Source organism: Pseudomonas sp. S3_B08, assembly GCF_054667725.1.
In genome coordinates this window covers 2443630-2467550 of the sequence record NZ_CP162750.1, presented here as the reverse complement: position 1 = coordinate 2467550, position 23921 = coordinate 2443630, and the positions used below count along the sequence as shown (strand labels likewise).

General features: G+C 60.8%; 24 protein-coding genes and 1 pseudogene. 13 read left to right on the top strand and 12 right to left on the bottom strand.

Annotated elements, in window-relative coordinates:
- Positions 1–12: 12 nt before the first annotated feature.
- Entirely contained in the window at positions 13–1059 is a 1047-nt protein-coding gene (locus AB4N73_RS11185) for a M4 family metallopeptidase (RefSeq protein WP_460143447.1), read from the bottom strand.
- 131 nt (positions 1060–1190) lie between these two features.
- Here AB4N73_RS11185 and AB4N73_RS11180 point away from each other — a divergent pair, with 131 nt between their 5' ends.
- The gene (locus tag AB4N73_RS11180; protein WP_460143446.1) at positions 1191–1529 is read left to right on the top strand and encodes an FKBP-type peptidyl-prolyl cis-trans isomerase; all 339 of its coding nucleotides are present in this window, start codon (positions 1191–1193) and stop codon (positions 1527–1529) included.
- Positions 1530–1661: 132 nt separating this feature from the next.
- Here the strand turns inward: AB4N73_RS11180 and AB4N73_RS11175 are convergent, their stop codons facing one another.
- From AB4N73_RS11175 to ftrA, 3 genes are all read right to left on the bottom strand, one after another.
- Positions 1662–1970: a helix-turn-helix domain-containing protein gene (locus tag AB4N73_RS11175; protein WP_016775213.1), complete on the bottom strand. Its 309-nt coding sequence runs from the start codon at positions 1968–1970 to the stop codon at positions 1662–1664.
- Positions 1971–1973: 3 nt separating this feature from the next.
- On the bottom strand, positions 1974–2297 hold the full coding sequence (locus AB4N73_RS11170; protein ID WP_095182021.1) for a type II toxin-antitoxin system RelE/ParE family toxin: 324 nt from the start codon (positions 2295–2297) through the stop codon (positions 1974–1976).
- Between the two features lie 191 nt (positions 2298–2488).
- Positions 2489–3478 carry a transcriptional regulator FtrA gene (ftrA, locus tag AB4N73_RS11165; protein WP_310216755.1) on the bottom strand — a complete coding sequence of 330 codons (990 nt, stop codon included), beginning with the start codon at positions 3476–3478 and terminating at the stop codon, positions 2489–2491.
- A 100-nt stretch (positions 3479–3578) separates the two neighbouring features.
- Here ftrA and AB4N73_RS11160 point away from each other — a divergent pair, with 100 nt between their 5' ends.
- The 4 genes from AB4N73_RS11160 (at position 3579) to AB4N73_RS11145 (ending at position 7329) form a co-directional block, all read left to right on the top strand.
- Positions 3579–4007: a rhodanese-like domain-containing protein gene (locus tag AB4N73_RS11160; RefSeq protein WP_041477005.1), complete on the top strand. Its 429-nt coding sequence runs from the start codon at positions 3579–3581 to the stop codon at positions 4005–4007.
- A gap of 332 nt (positions 4008–4339) precedes the next feature.
- Positions 4340–5119: an ABC transporter substrate-binding protein gene (locus tag AB4N73_RS11155; protein WP_095182017.1), complete on the top strand. Its 780-nt coding sequence runs from the start codon at positions 4340–4342 to the stop codon at positions 5117–5119.
- Between the two features lie 199 nt (positions 5120–5318).
- Entirely contained in the window at positions 5319–6431 is a 1113-nt protein-coding gene (locus AB4N73_RS11150) for a succinylglutamate desuccinylase/aspartoacylase family protein (RefSeq protein ID WP_252867834.1), read from the top strand.
- 181 nt (positions 6432–6612) lie between these two features.
- On the top strand, positions 6613–7329 hold the full coding sequence (locus AB4N73_RS11145) for an alpha/beta hydrolase (RefSeq protein ID WP_056789032.1): 717 nt from the start codon (positions 6613–6615) through the stop codon (positions 7327–7329).
- On the opposite strand, the gene AB4N73_RS11140 is transcribed toward AB4N73_RS11145, so the two are convergent.
- Both AB4N73_RS11140 and AB4N73_RS11135 read right to left on the bottom strand, forming a co-directional pair.
- Complete coding sequence (locus AB4N73_RS11140; RefSeq protein ID WP_095182014.1) at positions 7319–7876, bottom strand: DcrB/PsbP domain-containing protein; 558 nt, start codon at positions 7874–7876, stop codon at positions 7319–7321. The two genes, AB4N73_RS11145 and AB4N73_RS11140, sit on opposite strands and share 11 nt — an antisense overlap.
- An 84-nt stretch (positions 7877–7960) precedes the next feature.
- A complete protein-coding gene (locus AB4N73_RS11135; RefSeq protein WP_056789034.1) occupies positions 7961–8734 on the bottom strand; it encodes a hypothetical protein in 774 nt (257 codons plus the stop codon).
- 146 nt (positions 8735–8880) lie between these two features.
- Here AB4N73_RS11135 and AB4N73_RS11130 point away from each other — a divergent pair, with 146 nt between their 5' ends.
- The 4 genes and pseudogenes from AB4N73_RS11130 to AB4N73_RS11115 form a co-directional block, all read left to right on the top strand.
- Positions 8881–9417, top strand: a complete 537-nt coding sequence (locus AB4N73_RS11130; protein ID WP_095182013.1) for a chalcone isomerase family protein — start codon at positions 8881–8883, stop codon at positions 9415–9417.
- Positions 9418–9497: 80 nt separating this feature from the next.
- The gene (locus AB4N73_RS11125) at positions 9498–10817 is read left to right on the top strand and encodes an Nramp family divalent metal transporter (protein WP_252867832.1); all 1320 of its coding nucleotides are present in this window, start codon (positions 9498–9500) and stop codon (positions 10815–10817) included.
- Positions 10818–10983: 166 nt separating this feature from the next.
- On the top strand, positions 10984–12204 hold the full coding sequence (locus AB4N73_RS11120) for a putative DNA modification/repair radical SAM protein (RefSeq protein ID WP_024013352.1): 1221 nt from the start codon (positions 10984–10986) through the stop codon (positions 12202–12204).
- Positions 12201–13019: pseudogene (locus AB4N73_RS11115) on the top strand (TIGR03915 family putative DNA repair protein); the annotation flags it as partial. The gene AB4N73_RS11120 and the pseudogene AB4N73_RS11115, both read left to right, overlap by 4 nt.
- A 275-nt stretch (positions 13020–13294) precedes the next feature.
- On the opposite strand, the gene AB4N73_RS11110 reads toward AB4N73_RS11115, so the two are convergent.
- The 5 genes from AB4N73_RS11110 to AB4N73_RS11090 form a co-directional block, all read right to left on the bottom strand.
- Positions 13295–14314 carry a branched-chain amino acid aminotransferase gene (locus AB4N73_RS11110; protein ID WP_016775201.1) on the bottom strand — a complete coding sequence of 340 codons (1020 nt, stop codon included), beginning with the start codon at positions 14312–14314 and terminating at the stop codon, positions 13295–13297.
- Between the two features lie 216 nt (positions 14315–14530).
- Positions 14531–15904, bottom strand: a complete 1374-nt coding sequence (gene lpdA, locus AB4N73_RS11105; protein WP_305381031.1) for a dihydrolipoyl dehydrogenase — start codon at positions 15902–15904, stop codon at positions 14531–14533.
- Between the two features lie 4 nt (positions 15905–15908).
- Positions 15909–17183 (bottom strand): dihydrolipoamide acetyltransferase family protein, encoded by a 1275-nt coding sequence (locus AB4N73_RS11100; protein ID WP_460143445.1) that lies wholly within the window; start codon positions 17181–17183, stop codon positions 15909–15911.
- Positions 17184–18242 carry an alpha-ketoacid dehydrogenase subunit beta gene (locus tag AB4N73_RS11095; RefSeq protein ID WP_003224000.1) on the bottom strand — a complete coding sequence of 353 codons (1059 nt, stop codon included), beginning with the start codon at positions 18240–18242 and terminating at the stop codon, positions 17184–17186.
- 1 nt (position 18243) lies between these two features.
- Positions 18244–19479, bottom strand: coding sequence for a 3-methyl-2-oxobutanoate dehydrogenase (2-methylpropanoyl-transferring) subunit alpha (locus AB4N73_RS11090; RefSeq protein WP_095182010.1), 1236 nt, complete (start codon positions 19477–19479; stop codon positions 18244–18246).
- A 185-nt stretch (positions 19480–19664) separates the two neighbouring features.
- On the opposite strand from AB4N73_RS11090, the gene bkdR reads away from it, so the two are divergent.
- Positions 19665–20153 (top strand): Bkd operon transcriptional regulator BkdR, encoded by a 489-nt coding sequence (gene bkdR, locus AB4N73_RS11085; protein ID WP_039762201.1) that lies wholly within the window; start codon positions 19665–19667, stop codon positions 20151–20153.
- Positions 20154–20330: 177 nt separating this feature from the next.
- Here the strand turns inward: bkdR and AB4N73_RS11080 are convergent, their stop codons facing one another.
- Positions 20331–21194, bottom strand: coding sequence for an MBL fold metallo-hydrolase (locus AB4N73_RS11080; RefSeq protein ID WP_016775195.1), 864 nt, complete (start codon positions 21192–21194; stop codon positions 20331–20333).
- 92 nt (positions 21195–21286) lie between these two features.
- Here AB4N73_RS11080 and AB4N73_RS11075 point away from each other — a divergent pair, with 92 nt between their 5' ends.
- From AB4N73_RS11075 to AB4N73_RS11065, 3 genes are all read left to right on the top strand, one after another.
- A complete protein-coding gene (locus tag AB4N73_RS11075) occupies positions 21287–21628 on the top strand; it encodes an ArsR/SmtB family transcription factor (protein WP_016775194.1) in 342 nt (113 codons plus the stop codon).
- 166 nt (positions 21629–21794) lie between these two features.
- On the top strand, positions 21795–23039 hold the full coding sequence (locus AB4N73_RS11070; RefSeq protein WP_460143444.1) for an NAD(P)/FAD-dependent oxidoreductase: 1245 nt from the start codon (positions 21795–21797) through the stop codon (positions 23037–23039).
- A 10-nt stretch (positions 23040–23049) separates the two neighbouring features.
- Entirely contained in the window at positions 23050–23850 is an 801-nt protein-coding gene (locus tag AB4N73_RS11065; RefSeq protein ID WP_150634990.1) for a sulfite exporter TauE/SafE family protein, read from the top strand.
- Positions 23851–23921: the final 71 nt, after the last annotated feature.

Below are 23921 nucleotides of genomic sequence, written 5' to 3'. Positions count from 1 at the left end.
GGTCTCCTCGGATTATTCGATACCGACCTGTGCCCAGGCTTGCTGCACCGTGTCGGCTGCTTCGGCGCTGAAGCGCTGGCCAGCGTGGTCGATCGTCAGTTTCGCGAACGCATCGAACGTTGCCTCCTTGCTCAAGCGGTTGTCGCACAGCGTGTCGTACCAGATGCGTCCGGCCTTTTCCCAGGCGAAGCCACCAAACGCTCGCGCTGCCAGGTAAAACGCGCGGTTGGGAATGCCGGAGTTGATGTGCACGCCGCCATTGTCTTCGCTGGTGATGACGAACTTGCGCATGTGATCCGGTTGCGGATCCTTGCCCAGCATCGGGTCGTCGTATGCCGTGCCGGGGTGCGACATCGAGCGCAGGCCCTTGCCTTGGATCTGTGGCATCAGCAGGTCGGCGCCGATCAGCCAGTCTGCCTGCTCGGCGGTTTGGCCGAGGATGTATTGCTTGATCAACACGCCGAATACATCCGAGAGCGACTCGTTCAGCGCGCCGGACTGGTTGGCATAAATCAGCCCGGCTTCGCTTTCGGTGACGCCGTGGGCCAGTTCATGGCCGATGACGTCGAGCGAGCGGGTGAAGCGCTGGAAGATTTCGCCATCGCCGTCACCGAAGACCATCTGCGCGCCGTTCCAGAATGCGTTCTCGTAGCCTTGGCCATAATGCACGCTGCCGATCAGCGCGAATCCCTGATTGTCGATCGAGTCGCGACCAAGCACCTTCCAAAAGAAATCATAGCTGGCGCCCAGCGCATCGTAAGCCTCGTCGACCGCCGGATCTCCCGATGCCGGCTGGCCCTCGAGGCGCACCGGCATGCCCGGCAAGAGCATTTTGTTCTGCGCATCATGCACACTGCGCCGCGCCAGGCCAGGCTTGCTCGCTTCCGGCAGAATCGCCCGCGCCGGCGGCTGCGAAGGGCGGCCGGGGTTGGGTAGCAGACTGCGTACATGGTTGAGCGTCTGCATCGCGGCGTTGCGCTGCGGCTCGGAACCGTGGGCGATGATGCGGTTGAGGATGTAGGGCGGGATGAAACTGCGCAGCAATCGAGAGTCGGTCATCTAAGCATCCTTGTCGTCATACGATGTCGATACACATGTGAGCGGCAAGGCGCGTTTTCGGTTCCATGGATTGCCATCGACGCCGGATTCTGCGAAAAACGCCGCCTGCGAACATCTCGAGAGCCAACGACATGACAGACGAACTGCAAATCATCGACCTGCAACCGGGCGACGGCAAAGCCGCGGTGAAAGGCGCGCTGATCACCACCCAATACACCGGCTGGCTGGAAGACGGCACTGAATTCGATTCGTCCCGGAGCCGAGGCAAACCGTTTCAGTGCGTGATTGGCACTGGCCGGGTGATCAAAGGCTGGGATCAGGGGCTGATGGGCATGCAGGTCGGCGGCAAACGCAAATTGCTGGTACCGGCGCATCTGGGCTACGGCGAGCGGACCATGGGCAAGATCCCGCCGAATTCGAATCTGGTGTTTGAAATTGAGTTGCTGGAGGTTTTGACGCGGGAGGATTGAAGGGGGAATCATCCAGCGGAACTCCTGTGCAGCTGGATGATGTCGATGGTTAACTGCGAAGTTGAATGCTATTCAACTCCCTCGATTTCAAAACTCGGAATGCAGGGTGGACATTGCCACGCAAAGCCAGCGTCAGGCCCATTGCAACGGGCCTGACGGAAAGCAAATGTCCACCTCCAGCCTTGCAGCAGCTGACAGGTTGACCAATGCATCGAGCGAGAATTTGTCGATTTTCCCGTTGAGTACATCATTGAGGCGCGGCTGCGAGATTCCCAATCTCTGTGCCGCGTCCTTTTGAGGGAGCTCCCACGCTCGAATGGTCTCGCAAAGCGAACGCATGAGCTTGGCTCGCAGACGCATGTTGGCAGCTTCCTGAGGCGTGTCCTCCAATGCATCCCATACACTGGAAAATCGTTGGGATGAGTCTTGATGTTCCTTCATGGCTTAACCTATTTCCTGATATCTGGCCCGGGCCAGTTCGATGTCTCTAATTTCCGTTTTACGTGTGGTTTTGTGCATGGCGTGAAGCACATAGATTGCTTCAGGTCGATTGACTACATAAAACACGCGAAACGCCCCTGAGTCCTCGGTGATCCTGATTTCGTTAACACCGCGTCCTACGGTTTTCACAGGGCGCCAATCGAGTGGGGCATCACCCTGTTGCAACAGGTCCAGCTGAAACCCCGCCGCTCTTCGGGCATCAACCGGGAATGCTTTGAGATCTTTCAACGCGCTACCCACGAACACCACATCCTTGTGTTTCGGCATCGGCTTGTCCTGTGTCAAAAGGAAAAGCGTAATAGCTGAACGTAAGCGGCGACGGTGAGTTTTATTGCAAGAAATGCCAGTGCCCGTTTGATTTTCAGGTTATATCAGAATCAATATAAAGCAAGCCGCATTTTCCGTTTCACAATTTTCACCGCGAGCGTTTCTGCCGGCCTCGCCGTCAACGTCAGCGCTTAAAACGCTGCGGGATGGAGCGAAAGCTTGTTGCTTCGCCCAAACCGCTCCCGATAAACCGACGGCGGTACGCCCACCACGCTGCGGAACGCCACACGAAAACTTTCCACCGAGCGATAGCCGCAGCGCTGGGCGATCTGCTCGGTGTGTTGATGGGTGCTCTCAAGCAGCTCCCGCGCTCGCGCCAGGCGTTCATGTTGCAGCCAGGCTTTCGGCGATTGCCCGCTGGCTTCGGTGAAGCGCCGCAGAAACGTGCGCTCGCTCATTGCCGCTTCGCTGGCCAGATCGCGGACTTCCAGTGGTTCGTGCAGGCGTTCGCGGGCCCATTGCATGACGCGCGACAGGTCGCTGCGGGGCGTCGGGCTAACCGGGGTGGGGATGAACTGGGCCTGGCCGCCGGTGCGTTGTGGCGACATGACCAGGCGCCGCGCGACGGCGTTGGCGACCTGCGTGCCGAAGTCACGTGTCACCAGATGCAGGCAGGCGTCGATGCCGGCGGCGCTGCCGGCGGAGGTGATCAGTTGACCGGCGTCGACGTAGAGCACGTCCGGATCGACCTCGATGGCCGGGAAGCGTTGCGCCAGTTCACCGGTGTAGCGCCAGTGCGTGGTAGCGCGGTGGCCGTCGAGCAGGCCGCTGGCGGCGAGGACGAACACGCCCGAGCAGATCGACAGCAACCGCGCGCCTCGGTCATGGGCCTGACGCAACGCGTCGATCAGCGCAGGCGGTACCGAGGCGTTGCGGTCGCGCCAGCCGGGAATGACGATGGTGCGCGCTGCGGCGAGCAGTTCCAGGCCGCCATCGGCCAGTACCTGAATGCCACCCATGGCGCGCATCGGGCCTGGATCAACTGCAGCAATCGCGTGTTCGTACCAAGGGAAGTCGAACTCTGGCCGGGCCAGGCCGAAGATCTCCACGGCAATGCCGAACTCGAACGTGCAGAGGCCATCGTAGGCCAGAATGGCAACCAGATTGGGCTGAGTGAGCATTTGGCGGAAAACTCCCGGTCGGTGTCTTGCGCGCCACTGTAGCGGCAAGCGCCGTCTCGATAAAGTCTGTTCATCCCCACAGACAAAGGAGCAACACAACATGACCAGCCTGGTTCGCGAAATCCCCGCCGCACCTTCGGCGATTGCCCTGATGCATTTCAGCAATCGTCTGACCTTCGAAACCGATTGTTCCGACGTGTTCAGTAGCCAAGAGGCCGGGGAGGTCGACTTCGTTCTGGTGGATGTGCGCGGCCCATTGGCGTTCGAGCGCGGCCATGTGCCCGGCGCGATCAATATCCCGACACGCTTGCTCACGGCGGAGCGCTTGGCCGATTACCCGAAACACACTTTGTTCGTAGTCTATTGCGCCGGGCCGCATTGCAATGGGGCGAACAAGGCTGCGGTGAAGCTGGCGGCATTGGGCTATCCAGTCAAGGAGATGATCGGCGGCGTCACCGGATGGCTCGATGAAGGTTTCGAACTGAGCGCGGCGTCAGTCGCCAATACTCCTGTCGCCTGCGAATGCTGACGTTTCTGTAGGAGCTGCCGGAGGCTGCGATCTTTTGATCTTGATCTAAAAAAAACAAGATCAAAAGATCGCAGCCTCCGCCAGCTCTACGGGGGATCGGCGTTTCTTGCTCTGAAAACAGTCTTGTCCTACATCCTTCGCACCAACACGGCGCACGCGTTTACTCTCGTCAAAGTGATCGCCGATGTTCTGTAAGTATTTGTCGCTTAAAAACAATTGCCTCCGTGCGCGCCGCCATAGACTGCCGGCCACTTCGGTTTTTGCCGTTAGAACGCCATGACCGAACGCTGACTCGAAAGCTGCCAATAAAAGCCTCCGCACGGGAGTAATAAATGAAAAAGCTAGTGATGTTCGGTGCCCTGGCACTGTCGATGTTGTCCCTGACCGCTGTGGCCGAAGACGCCAAGCCGATCCGCATCGGTATCGAAGCCGGGTACCCGCCATTCTCGATGAAAACCGCTGACGGCAAACTCACTGGTTTTGACGTGGACATCGGTGACGCACTGTGCACGCAGATGAAAGTTAAATGCACGTGGGTCGAGCAAGAGTTCGATGGCCTGATCCCGGCGCTGAAAGTGAAGAAGATCGACGCGATCCTGTCGTCGATGACCATCACTGACGATCGCAAGAAGAACGTCGATTTCACTATCAAGTACTACCACACCCCGGCACGCTTCGTGATGAAGGAAGGCTCGGGCGTGAAAGACCCGCTGACCGAACTCAAGGGCAAGAAAGTCGGCGTGCTGCGTGCCAGTACCCATGACCGCTACGCGACCGAAGTGCTGGTTCCGGCCGGGATCGAACTGGTGCGCTACGGCTCGCAGCAGGAAGCCAACCTCGACATGGTTTCCGGGCGTATCGACGCGATGCTCGCTGACTCGGTCAACCTCAGCGATGGTTTCCTGAAAACCGACGCCGGCAAAGGCTTCGAATTCGTCGGCCCGACCTACGAAGACGCCAAATACTTCGGCGGCGGCGCTGGCATTGCCGTGCGCAAGGGCGATACCGCACTGGCTGAGCAATTCAACAAAGCCATCACCGAAATCCGCGCCAATGGCGAGTACAAGAAAGTCCAGGACAAGTACTTCGACTTTGACGTGTACGGCCATTAATACGCCGTGAAAAAAAGTGGCCCCGTTTGCGCGGTGGCCACTTTTTTTATGCTTTTTTATTTATGGAAATTCTCTGTGGGAGCGAGCCTGCTCGCGAATGCGGTCTGACATTCGATATCGTCATCGTCTGACCTGACGCATTCGCGAGCAGGCTCGCTCCCACAGGGTTTTACGTAACCCAGCTATTCAGGAGTTTTCCATGCAACGCATCGACCACGTTCTGCCCTGGAGCCACTTGGGCAGCGAGCGCTCCCTCAGCGTGTTCCGCTACGGCGCCGGCAGCCGCAAGGTGTATATCCAGGCCAGCCTGCACGCTGATGAACTGCCGGGCATGCGTACCGCGTGGGAACTCAAGCTGCGCCTGAACGAACTGGAACGGCAGGGCCGTTTGCAGGGCGTTATCGAACTGGTGCCGGTGGCCAATCCGATCGGCCTGGATCAGCATCTGCAAGGCAATCACATGGGCCGCTTCGAACTGGGCAGCGGCAAGAATTTCAACCGCGCATTCGTCGAACTCAGCGCCCCGGTCGCGGCGCTGGTTGGCGAGCGTCTGGGCGCGGATGCCGAGGCCAACGTCGCGCTGATTCGCCAGGCCATGGCTCAAGTTTTCGAAGAATTGCCGGCACCGGCCTCGCAACTGGAGGCCTTGCACCGCTTGTTGCTGCGCCACGCCTGCGACGCCGACATCACCCTCGATCTGCATTGCGACTTCGACGCTGCGATTCACCTCTATGCGCTGCCGCAACACTGGCCGCAGTGGCAATCGCTGGCGGCGCGGCTGAAGGCGGGCGTGGCATTGCTCTGCGAAGACTCCGGTGGCAGCTCGTTCGATGAGTCCTGCTCGACGCCATGGTTGCGTCTGGCCAAAGCATTCCCGAACGCGTCGATTCCGGCGGCGAATCTGGCGACAACGCTGGAGCTGGGCAGCATGGGCGACACCCGCGTCGATCAGGCTCAGGCCAATTGCGAAGCGATTCTGGGCTTTCTCGCCGAGCAGGGTTTCATCAGCGGCGAATGGCCGGCGGCGCCGAGCGAATGTTGTGAAGGTCTGCCGTTCGAAGGCACTGAATACCTGTTCGCCCCGCACCATGGCGTGGTCAGTTTCTTGCGCAATGCCGGCGAGTGGGTAGAGCAGGGCGATGCGCTGTTCGAGGTTGTTGACCCGTTGCAGGATCGCGTGACCACCGTGCGCGCCGGCACCAGCGGGGTGCTGTTTGCGATTGATCGCGGGCGTTATACCGAGCCGGGGATCTGGCAGGCGAAAGTGGCGGGGCGGGTGCCGTTTCGTACCGGCAAGCTGACCAACGACTGATAGGTTGCGGTGAAGGTGCGGGCCTCTTCGCGAGCAGGCTCGCTCCCACAGACGAACGCATTTCAACGGTGGGAGCGAGCCTGCTCGCGAAAGGGCCATCAGCCACTCCACAAAATTTGGATCCTCAGCCGAGAATGTTAGGCTCCCCCGCGAACCCGACACTCTGTGAAGGAACGCTGCAATGCTCAAATTGTTCGCCCTGCTGACCCTGCTCGCATCCACCGCCGTCCACGCGCAAACCACCCTGCAATCCGACTTGCCGCTCAAATACCTCGAACAGGTCCACGCCGACTCTGAACCACGTCCGCTGGTGATTTTCCTGCACGGTTACGGCAGTAACGAGGCCGATCTGATCGGCATGAAATTTCAGCTGCCGGCGCAGTACAACTACCTTTCCGTGCGCGCGCCGATGACGTTGGGTGAAGGACGTTTCCAGTGGTTTCGCAAGAAAGGTGAAGGCGCCTACAACGGCGAGACCGATGATCTGAAGGTCAGCGGCCAGAAGCTGCGCGACTTTATCGCCCAGGCGGCGAAGAAATATCACGCCGCGCCGGACAAGGTGTACCTGATCGGCTTCAGCCAGGGCGCGATGATGAGCTACGAAGTGGGCCTGCGCGCGCCAGCGGTCGTGGGCGGGTTTGCCGCGTTGAGCGGGCGCTTGTTGCCGGTGCTCAAAGCCGAACTCAAGCCTGGGCAAGCGCCGCTGCCGCTGAGCATTTTTATCGGCCACGGCACCGCTGATGATCCGGTGCCTTACCGTCACGGCACCGAGGCCAACGCGCTATTGCAGAAACTCGATTACAAGCCCGAGTTTCACGCTTATCCGGGCGTCGGCCACAGCATCAGTGCGGCCGAATTGCGCGATCTGAATGGCTGGTTGCAGCGGCTCAATCCTTGACGATGGCTTTGATCAAGGCATCGTGAGCTTTCTTGTCGCTGGCGCGGGAAATCACCTGCACCAGCGCCATCTTCGTCCCCGAGCCGGCCAGCAGCGTGGTGTTCAGGGTTTGGCCACCGCCCTGAGTGGCGGTGCTGTCAACCTGACGCAGCCCCAGGCCGGTGCCTTTCTGGGTCAGGCTTTTTTCGCTGAGCTTGTTGAAGTCCGGCAGGGCCTTGCGCTGATCGTCGATGAAACTCGACACGCTGCCGTCGAGAAACTCACCGTCGTTGTCCTTGACGTTCTGCCCTGCGGGGATCTGGTTTTCGGCGGCGATGACCACGGTCTTGGTGGTCTGGTTGGTGTACATCGTGCCCTTGGCCCCGCTCGGGCTGGCGGGCAGCGGGTCGGCGACAAAGCCTTTGGGCAGGACAAAGGCAAACTTGCCGTCGAGCAGCGAGACCTTCTCGGTTTTGACTTTTTCCTTGGCGGCGTGCGCGTTGATCGCGGCGAAACCAGCGACGGCCGCCAGCATCAGAACAACGGCTTTTTTGCTCAACAATGACATGTGAATCTCCGGTGAATGGTCGCGCGAGGCGGGCGATCATCCCACGGAGCGTGCCGGGCGTTCCAGCGCGATTCGTCCGGGGGGTTATTGCGCTTGCGCCTTGGCCACTGGCCGCGCCAGCAGACGCCGGGTCACCCCGAGCATCGCCACCGACACTGCCACTCCCACTGCGAAGCCGCTGAGGCCCATGGTCGGCAGCGTCAAGGCCGACACCAGGCAGAACGCCGAGAACGAATACATGCCGGTTGCCGTTGCGCGCAATAACGCAGCGGTAAACGCCGGGCCGCGCGTTTGTTGCGAGAACACCGCCATGACGCTGCCGAGCACCGGGAACACCGCGAGAAGGCCGCTCCAGCGTTCGCCGACGGTGCTGGCCAGCATCGTCACCACCAGCGTCAGCGCCGCACCGGCGATCATCCGCCAGATCAGTTTGTCCGACTTCGGTGCTGGCCCGTTCAACACCGGCTGCACCTCGGGGAACAGATAAGGCGAAGCGAGCAGTGCCACCGCTGCCGCAATCACCGAGAACGGCAAGGACGCCGGGATCACCGACAAGACCGCCGCCAGCGCGGCCCAAACCGCCAGTGAAATGGTCAACGCCCACGGCCAGTTCGCCCGCTGCGCCACCTGCGCATAAGTGATGCAGAAAGCGATCATCGCGAACATTGCCGACAGCGCCGCGACCGCTGATTGCGCGGCAAACTGCGGCCCTTGTTCGATCGCCAGAAAAAACAGAATCGGCCCGACCACCACCGGCAATCCCGACAGCCACCCGGCCACGCTCGGCCCCCAACGTTTGCCCGCCAGGGAAATCAGCAGGAGAAAACCGGGAATCAGCAGCAGTTTGAGGATCAGCACGCGGGTGTCTCCATCGGGTCAGGATGAGCCACGTTAGCACTGCCGATTGAAGATTGCTGCCTATGTTCGCAATTTTTGTATACAAAAATTCAGGCGCGAATCCGGCTATGCTTTGATCATCAGAATGCAGCGGAGACGATACGGCGATGAACAGAACACCCAAGCTCGTACGTGGCTGTTGTGGCATCGGGTTATGGGCACTGCTGCTGACGCCGACGTGGGCCAATTGGCAGGACGCAGTGCCAGGGGCGCAAATCATCGGCAGTGGCGATTTCAGCGTGTTCGGCTTCGATGTTTACAGCGCGCGCTTGTGGAGTGCCGCGCGGCCTCTGGCGGACGGCCAGCCGTTTGCTCTGGAGCTGATCTACCGGCGCAATATCTCGCGAGACGATCTGGTCAGTACCAGCGTCGATGAGATCAAACGCCTGGCCGGTCCCCGGGTCACTTCAGCGCAATTGGCCGGCTGGCAGACGCAGATGCAGCAATCGTTTGTCGACGTTCAGGCCGGCACGCGGATTACCGGCGTGTATCTGCCGGGGCAGGGCGCGCGGTTTTTTGTCGGCCAGAAGCTCCAGCATGAGATTGAGGATCCACAGTTTGCCAAGGCGTTTTTCGATATCTGGCTGGATCCGCGAACACGCAGTCCCGAGTTGCGCGAGCAGTTGTTGGGGGTGAACCCATAGGTTCAGTGATCTTTGCGCTTCAAGGCATCAGGCGAAACGACTAAGCTGCCGGGCTCCCGTTTTTGTTTCTGGATGTGTGCGTGAAATTCAGTCTGCCCAAAATCGCCACCGCGCCGTTTTGCCCGCCGGAAGTGGCCGGCAGTGTTGCGGTCGATCCGACTGCCTCGTTCTTCAAACGTGTGCTGCGTTTCGCCGGTCCCGGTTTGCTGGTGTCGATCGGCTACATGGATCCGGGCAACTGGGCGACCGCGATCGAGGCCGGTTCGCGTTTTGGCTACAGCCTGTTGTTCGTCGTGTTGCTGGCGAGTCTGGCCGGCATGGTCGTGCAATGTCTGTGCTCGCGGCTGGGCATCGCCACCGGGCGCGATCTGGCGCAGTTGTCCCGCGAGCGCTACAGCACCCCGACAGCGCGCCTGCAATGGATACTGGCGGAGATCTCGATCATCGCCACCGACCTCGCCGAAGTGCTTGGCTGCGCTCTCGCGTTTCACTTGCTGCTCGGTTGCTCGCTGACCTTCGGCATCGCCCTGACGGCGTTCGACACGTTGCTGGTGCTGGCCCTGCAAAACCGGGGCTTCCGCCGTCTCGAAGCGATCATGCTGGTGCTGGTCGCGACCATCGGCGTGTGTTTCTTCGTCGAGTTGTTGTTGATCAAACCGTACTGGCCAGACGTGGCGCTGGGCTTCAAACCTTCGCTGGCGGCCATCGGCGATGCCGCGCCGCTGTATCTGGCCATTGGCATCCTCGGCGCCACAGTAATGCCGCATAACCTTTACCTGCACACCTCGATCGTGCAGACACGGATGATCGGCAAGGACCTGGCGAGCAAGCAGGACGCGGTGAAACTCGCGCGTATCGACACCATTGGTTCGCTGGCCCTGGCGCTGCTGGTCAACGCTGCGATCCTGATTCTCGCGGCGGCGGCGTTTCACCAGTCCGGACACACCGATGTGGTCGACATTCAGGACGCGTATCACCTGCTCGACCCGCTGGTTGGCGGTGCGCTGGCGAGTGTGCTGTTCGGCGTGGCGCTGCTCGCGTCGGGGCAAAGTTCGACCTTCACCGGGACCATCGCCGGGCAGGTCATCATGGAGGGCTATCTGAACCTGCGCATCCCGTGCTGGCAGCGGCGTTTGATCACTCGCGGGCTGGCGCTGATTCCGGCGTTCATCGGCGTATGGCTGCTCGGTGATGGTGCGATCGGCAAGTTGCTGGTGTTGAGCCAGGTGGTGCTCAGCCTGCAGTTGCCGTTTGCCTTGTACCCGCTGATTCGCATGACCAACGATCGGCAATTGATGGGGCCGTTCGTCAATCGCTGGCCCACGCGGGTGCTGGCTTGGGGGCTGTTTGTGTTGATCAGCGGGGCGAACAGTTGGTTGATATTGCAGTGGGCGGTTTGATCCTGAGTTGTGGTGACTGGCAGGGCCTATTCGCGAGCAGGCTCGCTCCCACAGGTTTTCGCGGGCGGCCACAATTCAGCTGGCCAGCCGACGAGGGGTCATCCATCAACTTGTTTCGCGGCGGGCGAGCCTATACTGTATATGCACACAGTAAAGAGTCCGTGCCATGCAAATCATCGACAAGCTCAGCATCCTCGCCGACGCCGCCAAGTACGACGCCTCTTGCGCCAGCAGTGGTGCGCCCAAGCGCAGCTCCGAGGGCAAGAGCGGGCTCGGTTCGACGGACGGCATGGGCATCTGTCACAGCTACACGCCGGACGGGCGCTGTGTGTCGTTGCTGAAAATCCTGCTGACCAATTTCTGCCTTTACGATTGCCAGTACTGCGTCAACCGCCGTTCCAGCGATGTGCCGCGTGCGCGCTTCACCCCGGAAGAAGTCGTGACGCTGACCATGGATTTCTACCGGCGCAACTGCGTCAGCGGCCTGTTTCTCAGCTCCGGGATCATTCGCTCGGCGGACTACACCATGGAGCAACTGGTGCGGGTGGCGAAGTTGCTCCGAGAAGAGCACGAATTTCGCGGCTACATCCATTTGAAGACCATTCCGGAAGCCGATCCGGCCTTGATCGAAGAAGCCGGGCGTTATGCCGACCGCCTTAGCGTCAATATTGAATTGCCCACCGATGCCAGCCTGCAGACGCTGGCGCCGGAGAAGGACATCACCTCGATCAAGCAAGCGATGAACACCATCTACACCGGCGTGCAGACGGTATTGAACGAGCCGCGCTCGGCAAAGTTCGCCCCGGCCGGGCAGAGCACGCAATTGATCGTCGGTGCCGATGACACCGACGACAGCACCATCCTCCACAGCGCCCAATCCTTGTACGGCAACTTCCGTTTGCGCCGGGTCTATTACTCGGCGTTCAGCCCGATCCCCGACAGCCCGAAAAGCGTACCGCTCGCCGCGCCGCCGCTGATGCGCGAGCACCGTTTGTATCAGGCTGATTTCCTCCTGCGCAGCTACGGCTACAGCGCTGACGAATTGCTTAAAGGCCCGGGCAATCTGGCGCTTGATATCGACCCGAAGCTGGCCTGGGCGCTGGAAAATCGCGAAGTGTTTCCGCTGGACCTGAACCGTGCCGACGCGACGTTGATCGCGCGCATCCCGGGCATTGGCTTGCGCACCACCGAGCGCCTGGTCGAGTTGCGTCGCCAGCGCCGCATCCGTTACGAAGACGTGGCGCGGATGCGCTGCGTGCTGGCCAAGGCCAAGCCGTTCATCATCACCAGCGATTACCACCCGCAACAGGCGGAAGTCACCAGCCACATGCTTTATCAGCAATTGCGCGACCGACCGATGCCGCAGCAGATGGGGTTGTGGGGATGATCAGTCTTGATTGCGATGACCTGTTCGACACATGGCGTCAGCAGGCGCGCTGGTTGCTCAGCCATGAAATCGATCCGAGTCTGGTGAGCTGGGCGGCGGAAGGGGTGGGCGATCTGTTTGCCAGTGATGAGCACGTGCCCGAAGGGCAGGGGCCGTTTCAGGCGCGTATTCCCCGTGCGCTGCTCGACACCCTCGAACAAGCGGCGCGCTATCGCGGCGAGCAACGCTGGAGCCTGTTGTATGAAGTGCTCTGGCGCGTCAGTCACGGCGACCGCACGGCGATGATGGCAGGCGACAAACTCGGCAGCGAGTTGCAGCGGCGCATCAAGCAGGTCAGTCGCGAGGCCCATCATCTGCATGCATTCGTGCGTTTCATCGAGCGGTCGAAGGATCTGCCCGGTCCACAATACGTGGCGTGGCACGAGCCGGCCCATGACATTCTGCACAGCGCCAGCGAGCACTTTATCGGGCGCATGGGCCAGCATCGCTGGTTGATCGCCACACCGCGTGACGGCGTTTATTACGACGGTGAGCAATTGATTCACGAGCGGCAGTGCCCGATTGAGTGGCAGCAACTGGCGCAGAACGTCGACGATCCCCACGGCGATTTGTGGTTGACCTACTACAGCCACATCTTCAACCCGGCGCGGTTGAACCCGAAGGTCATGCAAGGGCATCTGCCGGTGCGGTTCTGGAAGAATCTGCCGGAGGGTGAGTTGATACCGGGATTGATCACCCAGGCGCGGATGGGCAAGCAGCAGAATGGGCAGGCGAGTGGGATTTCGGATCGGACGGGCAAGCGCATTGCCTCCAAAAATCAAAAGCAAACCCTCACCCCAGCCCTCTCCCGGAGGGAGAGGGAGCCGACCCGGTGTTCTCCCGTACTACACCGACCTGAAAGTTCGCGTCGAACTCGGGTTTTGAAAAGCACAAAAATCGGCTCCCTTTCCCCCTCGCCCCCTTGGGGGAGAGGGCTGGGGTGAGGGGGAAAAGATCTCCAGCCCTACACAAAAAAAACCAACAACCACAATCAAAAAAGCCCCCCACCAATCACTCGGTGGAGGGCTTTTGAGCATCAGCAGTCGTCAGATCAAACCTTGACGATCCAGCCCGCTGGCGCTTCGATGTCGCCGGTCTGCACGCCAGTCAGCTCTTTGTAGAGCTGCTGGGTTACCGGGCCTACCTCGGTTTCGCTGTGGAACACATGCAGGTGGTCGTTGTAGCTGATGCCGCCAATCGGCGTGATCACCGCAGCGGTACCGCAGGCACCGGCTTCCTTGAAGTCCGACAGCTTGTCGATCAGCACGTCGCCTTCAACCACTTCCAGGCCCAGACGCGATTTGGCCAGTTCGATCAGCGACAGGCGGGTGATGCCCGGCAGGACCGATGGCGAGTTCGGGGTGACGAACTTGTTGTCGTGGGTGATCCCGAAGAAGTTTGCCGAACCGACTTCTTCGATCTTGGTGTGGGTCATCGGATCGAGGTAGATCGCGTCGGCGAAGTTGGCTTTCTTGGCTTTCGAGCCCGGCATCAGGCTGGCGGCGTAGTTGCCACCGACCTTGGCCGCACCGGTGCCTTGCGGGGCCGCGCGGTCGTAGCTGGAGATCTGGAAGTTGTGCGGGGTCAGGCCGCCCTTGAAGTAGGCGCCGACCGGGATGCAGAAGATCGAGAAAATGAATTCGGGCGCGGTGCGTACGCCGATGTTGTCACCGACGCCGATCACGAACGGGCGCAGGTACAGCGCGCCGCCAGTGCCGTAAGGCGGGATGAAACGCTCGTTGGCGCGGACCACGGCTTTGCAGGCTTCGATGAACTGCTCGGTGTCGACCGTCGGCATCAGCAGACGCGCGCAGCTGCGTTGCATGCGCAGGGCGTTCTGGTCAGGGCGGAACAGGTTGATCGAGCCGTCCTTGCAGCGATAGGCCTTCATGCCTTCGAAGCACTGCTGACCATAGTGAAGGGCGGTGGAGCCTTCGCTGATGTGCAGGACGTTATCTTCGGTCAGGGTGCCTTTGTCCCACTCGCCATCGCGAAAGTACGACAGATAGCGCTTGTCGGTCTTGATGTAGTCAAAACCCAGCTTGTCCCAATTGATGCTTTCGTTACCCATGACACCCTCTATCACTGAACAACCGCCGAAACGGTTCAAGGCTTCTGACGTTTTTTTGGATGGGCACAACAATACTTCATTCTTGAGCGGTTTCGCAGCCCGGACTATCGGATGACACTCAGATAAATAGTGTTGCCCTCAAGAATTCGCGAGCAGGCTCGCTCCCACAGGGGGAATGCATTTCAAGTGTGGGAGCGAGCCTGCTCGCGAAGGGGCCTACAGATGCAGCGCATGCCCCAGCGCCCGCAACGCCGCTTCCTGCACCGCTTCGCCCAAGGTTGGGTGCGCATGAATGGTGCCGCCGATGTCTTCCAGTCGCGCGCCCATTTCCAGGCTCTGCGCAAAAGCCGTCGACAGTTCGGAAACCCCAACGCCCACCGCTTGCCAACCGACAATCAGATGATTGTCGCGACGTGCGACCACGCGCACGAAGCCGCTTTTCGATTCCAGGGTCATCGCCCGGCCGTTGGCGGCGAACGGGAAGCTGGAAACGATGCAGTCCAGCCCCGCAGCCTTGGCCTCATCCGGAGTTTTGCCGACCACCACCAGTTCCGGGTCGGTAAAGCACACGGCGGCGATGGCGGTCGGGTTGAATTCGCGGCGCTTGCCACTGATCAGCTCGGCAACCATCTCGCCCTGGGCCATGGCGCGGTGGGCCAGCATCGGTTCGCCGCTCACATCGCCAATGGCGTAGACGTTGCGCATGCTGGTCTGGCAACGGCTGTCGATCCTGATCGCCGAACCGTTCATGTCCAGATTCAGCGCTTCGAGATTAAATCCCTGCGTATTGGGTTTGCGGCCGACGGCAACCAGTACCTGATCGGTTTCCAGATTGAGGGTTTCGCCTTCGGGATCGCGCACCTGCAACGTGCCGTCGAAACCGAGCACGCTGTGCTTGAGGTACAGTTTCACGCCCAGCTGCTTCAGCGCGTCGTGGACCGGTTGTGTCAGCTCCGCGTCATAGGCCGGCAGGATGCGGTCCTGTGCTTCGACCACGCTGACCTCGGCGCCGAGCTTGCGATAAGCGATGCCCAGCTCCAGACCGATGTAACCACCGCCGACCACCACCAGACGTTTCGGCACAGACGTCGGTGCCAGCGCTTCGGTGGAGGAAATGATCGGCCCGCCAATCGGCAGGATCGGCAGATTGACGCTGGTCGAACCGGTGGCCAGCACCAGATGTTCGCACTGGATGCGGGTATCGCCGACTTCCACGGTTTTGCCGTCGATGATTTTCGCCCAGCCATTGATGACCTGGACCTTGTTCTTCTTCAACAGCGCGGCAACGCCAGTGGTCAGGCGATCAACGATGCCATCCTTCCACTCGACGCTTTTGCTGATATCCAGGGTCGGCGCGGCAACGTTGATGCCCAACGCCGAATGCTGGCTGTGATGCTGCGTCTGGTGAAACTGCTCAGCCACATGAATCAGCGCTTTTGACGGAATGCAGCCGATATTCAGGCAGGTGCCGCCCAACGACTGGCCTTCGACCAAAATGGTCGGGATACCCAATTGCCCGGCGCGGATCGCCGTGACGTAACCGCCGGGGCCGCCGCCGATAATCAGCAGCGTGGTGTTCAAAGTCTGCATTCCATTACTCCACAAACAAGGTAGCGGGTTGTTCGAGCAAGCCACGGATGGCCTGAATGAAAAGCGCCGCATCCATGCCGTCGACCACGCGGTGATCGAAGGAGCTGGAGAGGTTCATCATCTTGCGGATCACCACTTGGCCTTTGACGACCATTGGCCGCTCGACAATTTTGTTCACGCCGACAATGGCCACTTCCGGCAGGTTCAGCACCGGCGTGCTGACAATGCCGCCCAATGCGCCGAGGCTGGTCAGAGTAATGGTCGAACCGGACAGCTCATCGCGGCTGGCCTTGCCATTGCGCGCGGCGTTGGCCAAACGCGAAATTTCCGCGGCGCTGTCCCACAGGCTGCGCGCTTCGGCGTGACGCACCACGGGCACCATCAGGCCGACATCGCTTTGCGTGGCGACGCCGACATGCACCGCACCGAGGCGGGTGATGACTTGCGCTTCGTCATCGTAACGGGCGTTCATCTGCGGGAAGTCGCGCAGGGCGACGACCAGCGCGCGAACAAGGAACGGCAACAAGGTCAACTTGCCACGGCTGGCGCCATGTTTTTCATTCAGATGCGCGCGCAGTTCTTCGATTGCGGTGACGTCGATTTCCTCGACATAACTGAAGTGCGCGGCACGCTGAGTAGCATCTTGCATGCGCTGAGCGATCTTGCGGCGCATGCCGATCACTTGAATCTGTTCTTCGTCGTGGCGCTGGGTATAAGCGGCAGCGGCCGGCGCCGAAGCGTTCGACTGACCTTGCGCCAGATAGGCTTCAAGGTCTTCGTGCAACACGCGACCGGCCGGGCCGGAACCGCGCACCAAGCGCAATTGAATGCCCAGATCCAGCGCATGTTTGCGCACGGCTGGCGAGGCTAGCGGGCGTTCATCCGCTTCGCGAGCGACCATCGGACCCTGGCAAACGGCAGCCGGACGTGGTGCGGCGGCTGCGGCGGGTTTGCTTTCGACAGCGGTCTCAACTTTCGGCGCAGCCGGTGCTTGTGTGACAGGCGCGGGTGCGGCGGACTCTTTAAGGTTGCCGGCACCTTCAACTTCAATGCTGATCAGCACACTGCCGACCGCCATCACTTCACCCGGCTGACCACCAAGGGCAATCACCTTGCCGTGTACCGGCGATGGAATATCGACCATCGCCTTGTCGGTCATCACATCCGCCAGCACCTGATCTTCAACCACCAGATCGCCAACCTTGACGTGCCACTGCGACAGTTCTACTTCTGCGATGCCTTCGCCGATGTCCGGCATCTTGATAACGTGCGTGCCCATTCAGACCTCCATGACCCGTTTCAACGCCGCGCCCACGCGGGACGGCCCTGGGAAATACGCCCACTCCTGCGCGTGCGGGTAGGGAGTGTCCCAACCGGTGACGCGTTCGATCGGCGCTTCCAGGTGATGGAAGCAGTGCTCTTGCACCAGCGATACCAGCTCGGCGCCGAAACCGCAGGTGCGGGTGGCTTCGTGTACCACCACGCAGCGGCCGGTTTTCTTCACCGACTTGACGATGGTTTCCAGGTCCAGCGGCCACAGGCTGCGCAGGTCGATGACTTCGGCATCGACGCCGGATTCTTCGGCAGCGACTTGCGAGACGTAGACGGTGGTGCCGTAGGTCAGCACGGTCACGTCCTTGCCCGGGCGAGTGATCGCGGCAACGTCCAGCGGCACGGTGTAGTAACCGTCCGGCACCTGGGCTTGCGGATGTTTCGACCACGGGGTTACCGGGCGGTCGTGATGGCCATCGAACGGGCCGTTGTACAGGCGTTTCGGCTCGAGGAAGATCACCGGGTCATCGTTTTCGATGGAGGCGATCAGCAAGCCTTTGGCGTCGTACGGGTTGGACGGCATCACCGTACGCAGACCGCAGACCTGAGTGAACATCGCCTCGATGCTCTGGCTGTGGGTCTGGCCGCCGTAGATGCCGCCGCCGCAAGGCATGCGCAGGGTCATCGGTGCGGTGAACTCGCCGGCCGAGCGATAACGCAGACGCGCCGCTTCGGAAATGATCTGGTCGGAGGCGGGGTAGACGTAGTCGGCGAACTGGATTTCGGCGACCGGACGCAAACCGTAGGCGCCCATGCCGACGGCGACGCCGACAATGCCGCTTTCCGAGATCGGTGCGTCGAACACCCGCGAGGTGCCGTACTTGGTCTGCAGGCCTTCGGTGCAGCGGAACACGCCGCCGAAGTAGCCGACGTCCTGACCGAAGACGACGACGTTGTCATCACGCTCAAGCATCACATCCATGGCCGAGCGCAGGGCCTGGATCATGGTCATGGTGGTCGTGGTCATGGCGGTTTCCAACTGAATATTGTTGTTGTGATCGTTCATGTCAGATCCCCAACTGCTGACGCTGGCGCTTCAAGTGCTCCGGCATCTCTTTGTAGACGTCTTCGAACATGGTCGCGGCGCTTGGAATCTGACCGCCGGCGAGGGTGCCGTACTGTTCGGCCTGTTTCTGCGCAGCAATCACTTCGGCCTCGAGTTCAGCGCTGACGGCGGTGTGCTCTTCCTCCGACCAGTGACCGACCTTGATCAGGTGCTGTTTCAGACGCGCGATCGGATCGCCGAGCGGGAAGTGGCTCCAGTCATCGGCAGGGCGGTATTTCGATGGGTCGTCGGAGGTCGAGTGCGGGCCGGCGCGGTAAGTGACCCATTCGATCATGGTCGGGCCGAGGTTGCGGCGGGCGCGTTCGGCAGCCCAGGCGGAAGCGGCGTAGACCGCATAGAAATCGTTGCCGTCGACACGCAGCGAGGCGATGCCGCAACCGACGCCGCGTCCGGCGAAAGTCGTGGCTTCACCGCCGGCGATGGCCTGGAAGGTGGAAATCGCCCACTGGTTATTCACGACATTGAGGATCACCGGCGCGCGATAAACGTGAGCGAAGGTGAGGGCGGTGTGGAAGTCGGATTCGGCGGTGGCGCCGTCACCGATCCACGCCGAGGCGATTTTCGTATCGCCCTTGATCGCCGAGGCCATGCCCCAGCCGACGCCCTGGATGAATTGAGTGGCGAGGTTGCCGGAAATGGTGAAGAAGCCGGCGTCCTTGACCGAGTACATGATCGGCAACTGGCGGCCCTTGAGCGGATCGCGCTCGTTGGACAGCAACTGGCAGATCAGGTCCACCAGCGGCACATCACGGGCCATCAAGATGCTTTGCTGGCGGTAGGTCGGGAAGCACATGTCGTCGATGTTCAGCGCCAACGCCTGGGCGCTGCCGATGGCTTCTTCGCCAAGGCTCTGCATGTAGAACGACATCTTTTTCTGCCGCTGGGCGACAACCATGCGGTTGTCGTAGATGCGCGTCTTGAGCATCGCGCGCATGCCTTTGCGCAGGATCTCGACCGGCACGTTTTCGGCCCACGGGCCGAGGGCGTTGCCCTGATCGTCAAGCACGCGAATCAGGCCACGGGCGAGGTCGGCGGTATCGGCAGGTTCTACATCGACAGGAGGTTTGCGCACCGTACCGGCATCGGTCAAATGCAGGTAGGAAAAATCGGTTTTGCAGCCGGGACGGCCCGAGGGTTCAGGGACGTGCAGGCGCAGCGGTTCATACGCTTGGGTCATGGCTTCTACGCTCGATCTTGTGAATTTCTTGTAGTGAGCTGGCAGTCATTCCCGGGTAGGGGAAATCTTGTCCTACAACAATCATAGGCGCGGCCAAGAAGAATATTTCTCTGTGTTTCGTTGCGCTGGCGACCATTTGCAGATAGAAATTCTGCATAAACATAAAAAACAGGTGGTTTTGTCTCATGCGCAAACTGGACCGTACCGACATCGGCATTCTCAACAGCCTTCAGGAGAACGCGCGGATCACCAATGCCGACCTCGCCCGTTCGGTGAACCTGTCGCCGACGCCATGCTTCAACCGGGTCAAGGCCATGGAAGAATTGGGTCTGATTCGCGAGCAGGTCACGTTGCTGGATGCCGATCTGCTGGGGCTGCATGTGAATGTGTTCATTCACGTCAGCCTGGAAAAGCAGGTGGAGGAAGCGCTGCAGCACTTCGAGGAGGCGATTTCTGATCGGCCGGAGGTGATGGAGTGCTATCTGATGGCCGGCGACCCGGATTATCTGATCCGTGTGCTGGTGCCGAGCATTCAGTCGCTGGAACGCTTCATGATGGATTTTCTGACCAAGGTGCCGGGGGTGGCGAACATCCGCTCCAGCTTTGCGCTCAAGCAGGTGCGCTACAAGACCGCGTTGCCATTGCCTGCGAACGGTTTGACGTTGGGGACGTGAAGATCAAAACATCGCAGCCACGGCAGCTCCATTCGCCGATCGTTCCCACGCTCCGCGTGGGAATGCATCCCGTGACGCTCTGCGTCACTTCTTGAGGCGGAACGCGGAGCGTCCCTGGCGGCATTCCTTTGCTGCGCTTGGGAACGATCAGTTGGCTCCGCGCGTGAATCAGCGCGGTCAGAGTTTGTTGAGCGGAATCTTCAGGTAAACCACGCCGTTGTCCTCAGGCGCCGGCAGATTCCCCGCCCGTACGTTCACCTGAATCGCCGGCAGCAGCAACGTCGGCATGCCTAACCCAGCGTCACGTGTCGTGCGCATCTCGACGAACGCCGCTTCATCGATCCCGTCATGCACATGAATATTGCTTTTGCGCTGTTCGCCGACAGTGGTCTGGCACTGCGAGGCGCGGCCCTCGGGTGGGTAATCGTGGCAAACGTAAAGCTTCACGCTGGCCGGAAAAGCCAACAGCTTCTGGATCGACTTGAACAATTGCTGCGCATTGCCGCCAGGGAAATCACAGCGCGCGGTGCCGACATCGGGCATGAACAGCGTGTCGCCGACGAGGATCTGCTCGCCGTCGATCAGGTAGGCCATGTCCGCTGGCGTATGGCCGGGGACGTGCAGGGCGGTGGCCTTGAGGTTGCCGATCATGAATGACTCGTTCGGCGCGAACAGGTGATCGAACTGCGAGCCATCGACGCAAAATTCCGGCTCCAGATTGAACAGCGCCTTGAACACATTCTGCACTTTGCTGATCGATTCACCGATGGCGATCTTGCCGCCCAGTTCTCGACGCAGGTACGGCGCGGCGGAGAGGTGATCGGCGTGGGCGTGGGTTTCCAGCAGCCATTGCACTTGCAGCCGGTGCGCTCGGACGAAGGCGATGATCTTGTCCGCCTGCGCCGTGCCGGTGCGCCCGGCGGCGCCATCGTAATCGAGCACCGGGTCGACGATCGCGCACTGGCCGCCGTCGGCTTCGTAGACCACGTAGCTGTAGGTCGAGGAGGCGGGGTCGAGGAACGCTTCAATCAGGGCGGGCATGGCGAAAACCTGTGCTGGGTAATTTCGGGTTGCAACACTTTATGTAAAAACATAATGTTCGCAGCTTAAGTGACCTTCAAGGCCTCGTGCAAATGCAATCCAGTCTGACCGAATGTGAAGTCGCCCAACTGCGCGCCTCGGCGTCCAAAGCCTGCGCCTTGCTCAAAGCCCTGGCCAATGAGGATCGCCTGTTGATCCTCTGTCAACTGACCCAGGGCGAACGCAACGTCGGCGAACTGGAAAAAATGACCGGCGTACGCCAGCCGACGCTGTCCCAGCAACTGGGCATCTTGCGCGATGAAGGCCTGGTCGCGACCCGCCGTGAAGGCAAATACATTTTCTATGGCCTGGCCAGTCACGAAGTGATTCAGGTGATGAAAACCCTCTCGGGGCTGTATTGCGGAGCGGTACTCAAGAGCTGGGAACAGCCATAAATGCCAGCCCTCACAAACATCTCCTGTGGGAGCGAGCCTGCTCGCGAAGGCGGCGTGTCAGCCGACGAATAGTTGACTGAGCCACCGCTTTCGCGAGCAGGCTCGCTCCCACATTGGTTGTTGTGGTGAGCCAAAAAATCCTTGCGTGCAGCAAAAGGAACAAGCAATGAACGATCAACACTGGGGCCTATCCATCAGTGCGGACATCGTGGTCATCGGCGGTGGCACGGCCGGCATCGGTTTTGTCGCCAGTCTGCTCAAGCGTGACCCGCAGCTCAAAGTCACCGTGATCGAACCGAGTTCACAGCACTACTATCAACCGGCGTGGACGCTGGTCGGCGGTGGCGCGTTTGACGTGAAGGACACGGTCAGGCCGATGAGCAAAGTCATGCCGCGTCAGGCGACGTGGATTCAGGCCAGTGTCAGCGCCATCGACCCGCAAAGCCGCCAACTCACCCTCGACGACCAGCGCACCGTCAGCTATCAGAACCTGATCGTCTGCCCCGGTCTGCGCCTGGCCTGGGAGAAAATCGAAGGCTTGCAGGAAAGCCTCGGCCAGCACGGCGTCACCTCCAACTACAGCTATCAACACGCCCAGTACACCTGGGATCAAGTGCAGAAACTGCGCGATGGCCGGGCGCTGTTCACCCAGCCGGCGATGCCGATCAAATGCGCCGGCGCGCCGCAAAAAGCCCTGTACCTGTCTTGCGATCACTGGCGCAAATCCGCCGTGCTGAAAGACATCAACGTTGAATTCAATCTCGCTGGCGCTGCGCTGTTTGGCGTGCCGACCTTCGTGCCGCCGTTGATGAAGTACATCGAACAGTACGACGCGCAACTGGCGTTCAACTCGCATCTGGTCAAGGTCGACGGCCCGGCAAAAACCGCGTGGTTTGAAGTCAAGGGCGCCGATGGCAATGTCAGCCGGGTCGCGAAAACCTTCGACCTGCTGCACGTCGTGCCGCCACAAGTCGCGCCGGATTTCATCGCACAGAGTCCGCTGGCCGATGCCGGCGGTTGGTGCGAAGTCGATCCACACAGCTTGCAGCATCCGCGCTATCCCGAGGTGTTCGCACTGGGCGATATCTGCGGCACCAGCAATGCGAAAACTGCCGCAGCGGTGCGCAAGCAGGTTGTCGTCGTTGCGCAGAACCTGCTGGCAGCGCGCAAACAACAGCCGCTGCCGCTCAGGTACGACGGCTACGGTTCCTGCCCGCTGACGGTGGAGAAGGGCAAGGTGATCCTCGCCGAGTTCGGCTATGGCGGCAAACTGCTGCCGACCTTCCCGCTGGACCCGACCGTGGCCCGCCGTTCGGCATGGTGGCTGAAGGCGACGCTGCTGCCGTGGTTCTACTGGCACGGCATGCTCAAGGGCCGCGAGTGGCTGACGCGTCTGTCCAGGGTCGACTGAGAAAACTCCTATGTTGCTGGCAAGTCTGTTTGGAGTGGTGATGGGTTTGGTCCTCGGCCTGACCGGCGCGGGCGGCGGGATTCTCGCGGTGCCGGCGCTGGTGCTCGGGCTCGGCTGGACGATGACGCAAGCGGCGCCGGTGGCCTTGTTTGCGGTCGGCAGCGCGGCAGCGGTCGGGGCGATCGACGGTTTGCGCCATGGCCTGGTACGTTACCGCGCGGCGCTGTTGATTGCGGCACTGGGCGCAGTGTTTTCGCCGCTGGGGATCTACTTCGCGCATCAGTTGCCGGAAAAGATTCTGATGATTCTGTTCAGCCTACTGATGGTCCTGGTCGCCTGGCGAATGTTCAGAAAGGACCGTCAGCAAGCGGGGCCGAGCGATCACGGCCACGCCAGTTGGGGCCAGAAAAACTGCATGCTCAACGAGCAGACCGGGCGCTTCGACTGGACCGCCAAATGCACCGCCACTCTGGCTGCACTGGGCGCGATTACCGGCGTGGTTTCGGGTTTACTCGGCGTCGGCGGCGGCTTTCTGATCGTGCCGGCGTTCAAGCAACTGACCGATGTGCAGATGCGCGGCATCGTTGCGACGTCGTTGATGGTGATCAGTCTGATTTCCGCGATCGGGGTGATCGGCGCGTTTCATGCGGGTGTGCGCATTGACAGCCAGGGTGCGGCGTTCATTGTCGCCAGCATCGTTGGCATGATCGTCGGTCGCAGGCTGTGCGCGCAGGTGCCGGCGCGGGCGTTGCAGGTGGGGTTTGCCAGTGTCTGTCTGGTGGTGGCGGGGTACATGCTGGTGCGGGCGTGAAGATCAACAGATCGCAGCCTCGTTGCACTCGACAGCTCCTACAGGGGAATGCGATTCCTGCAGGAGCTGCG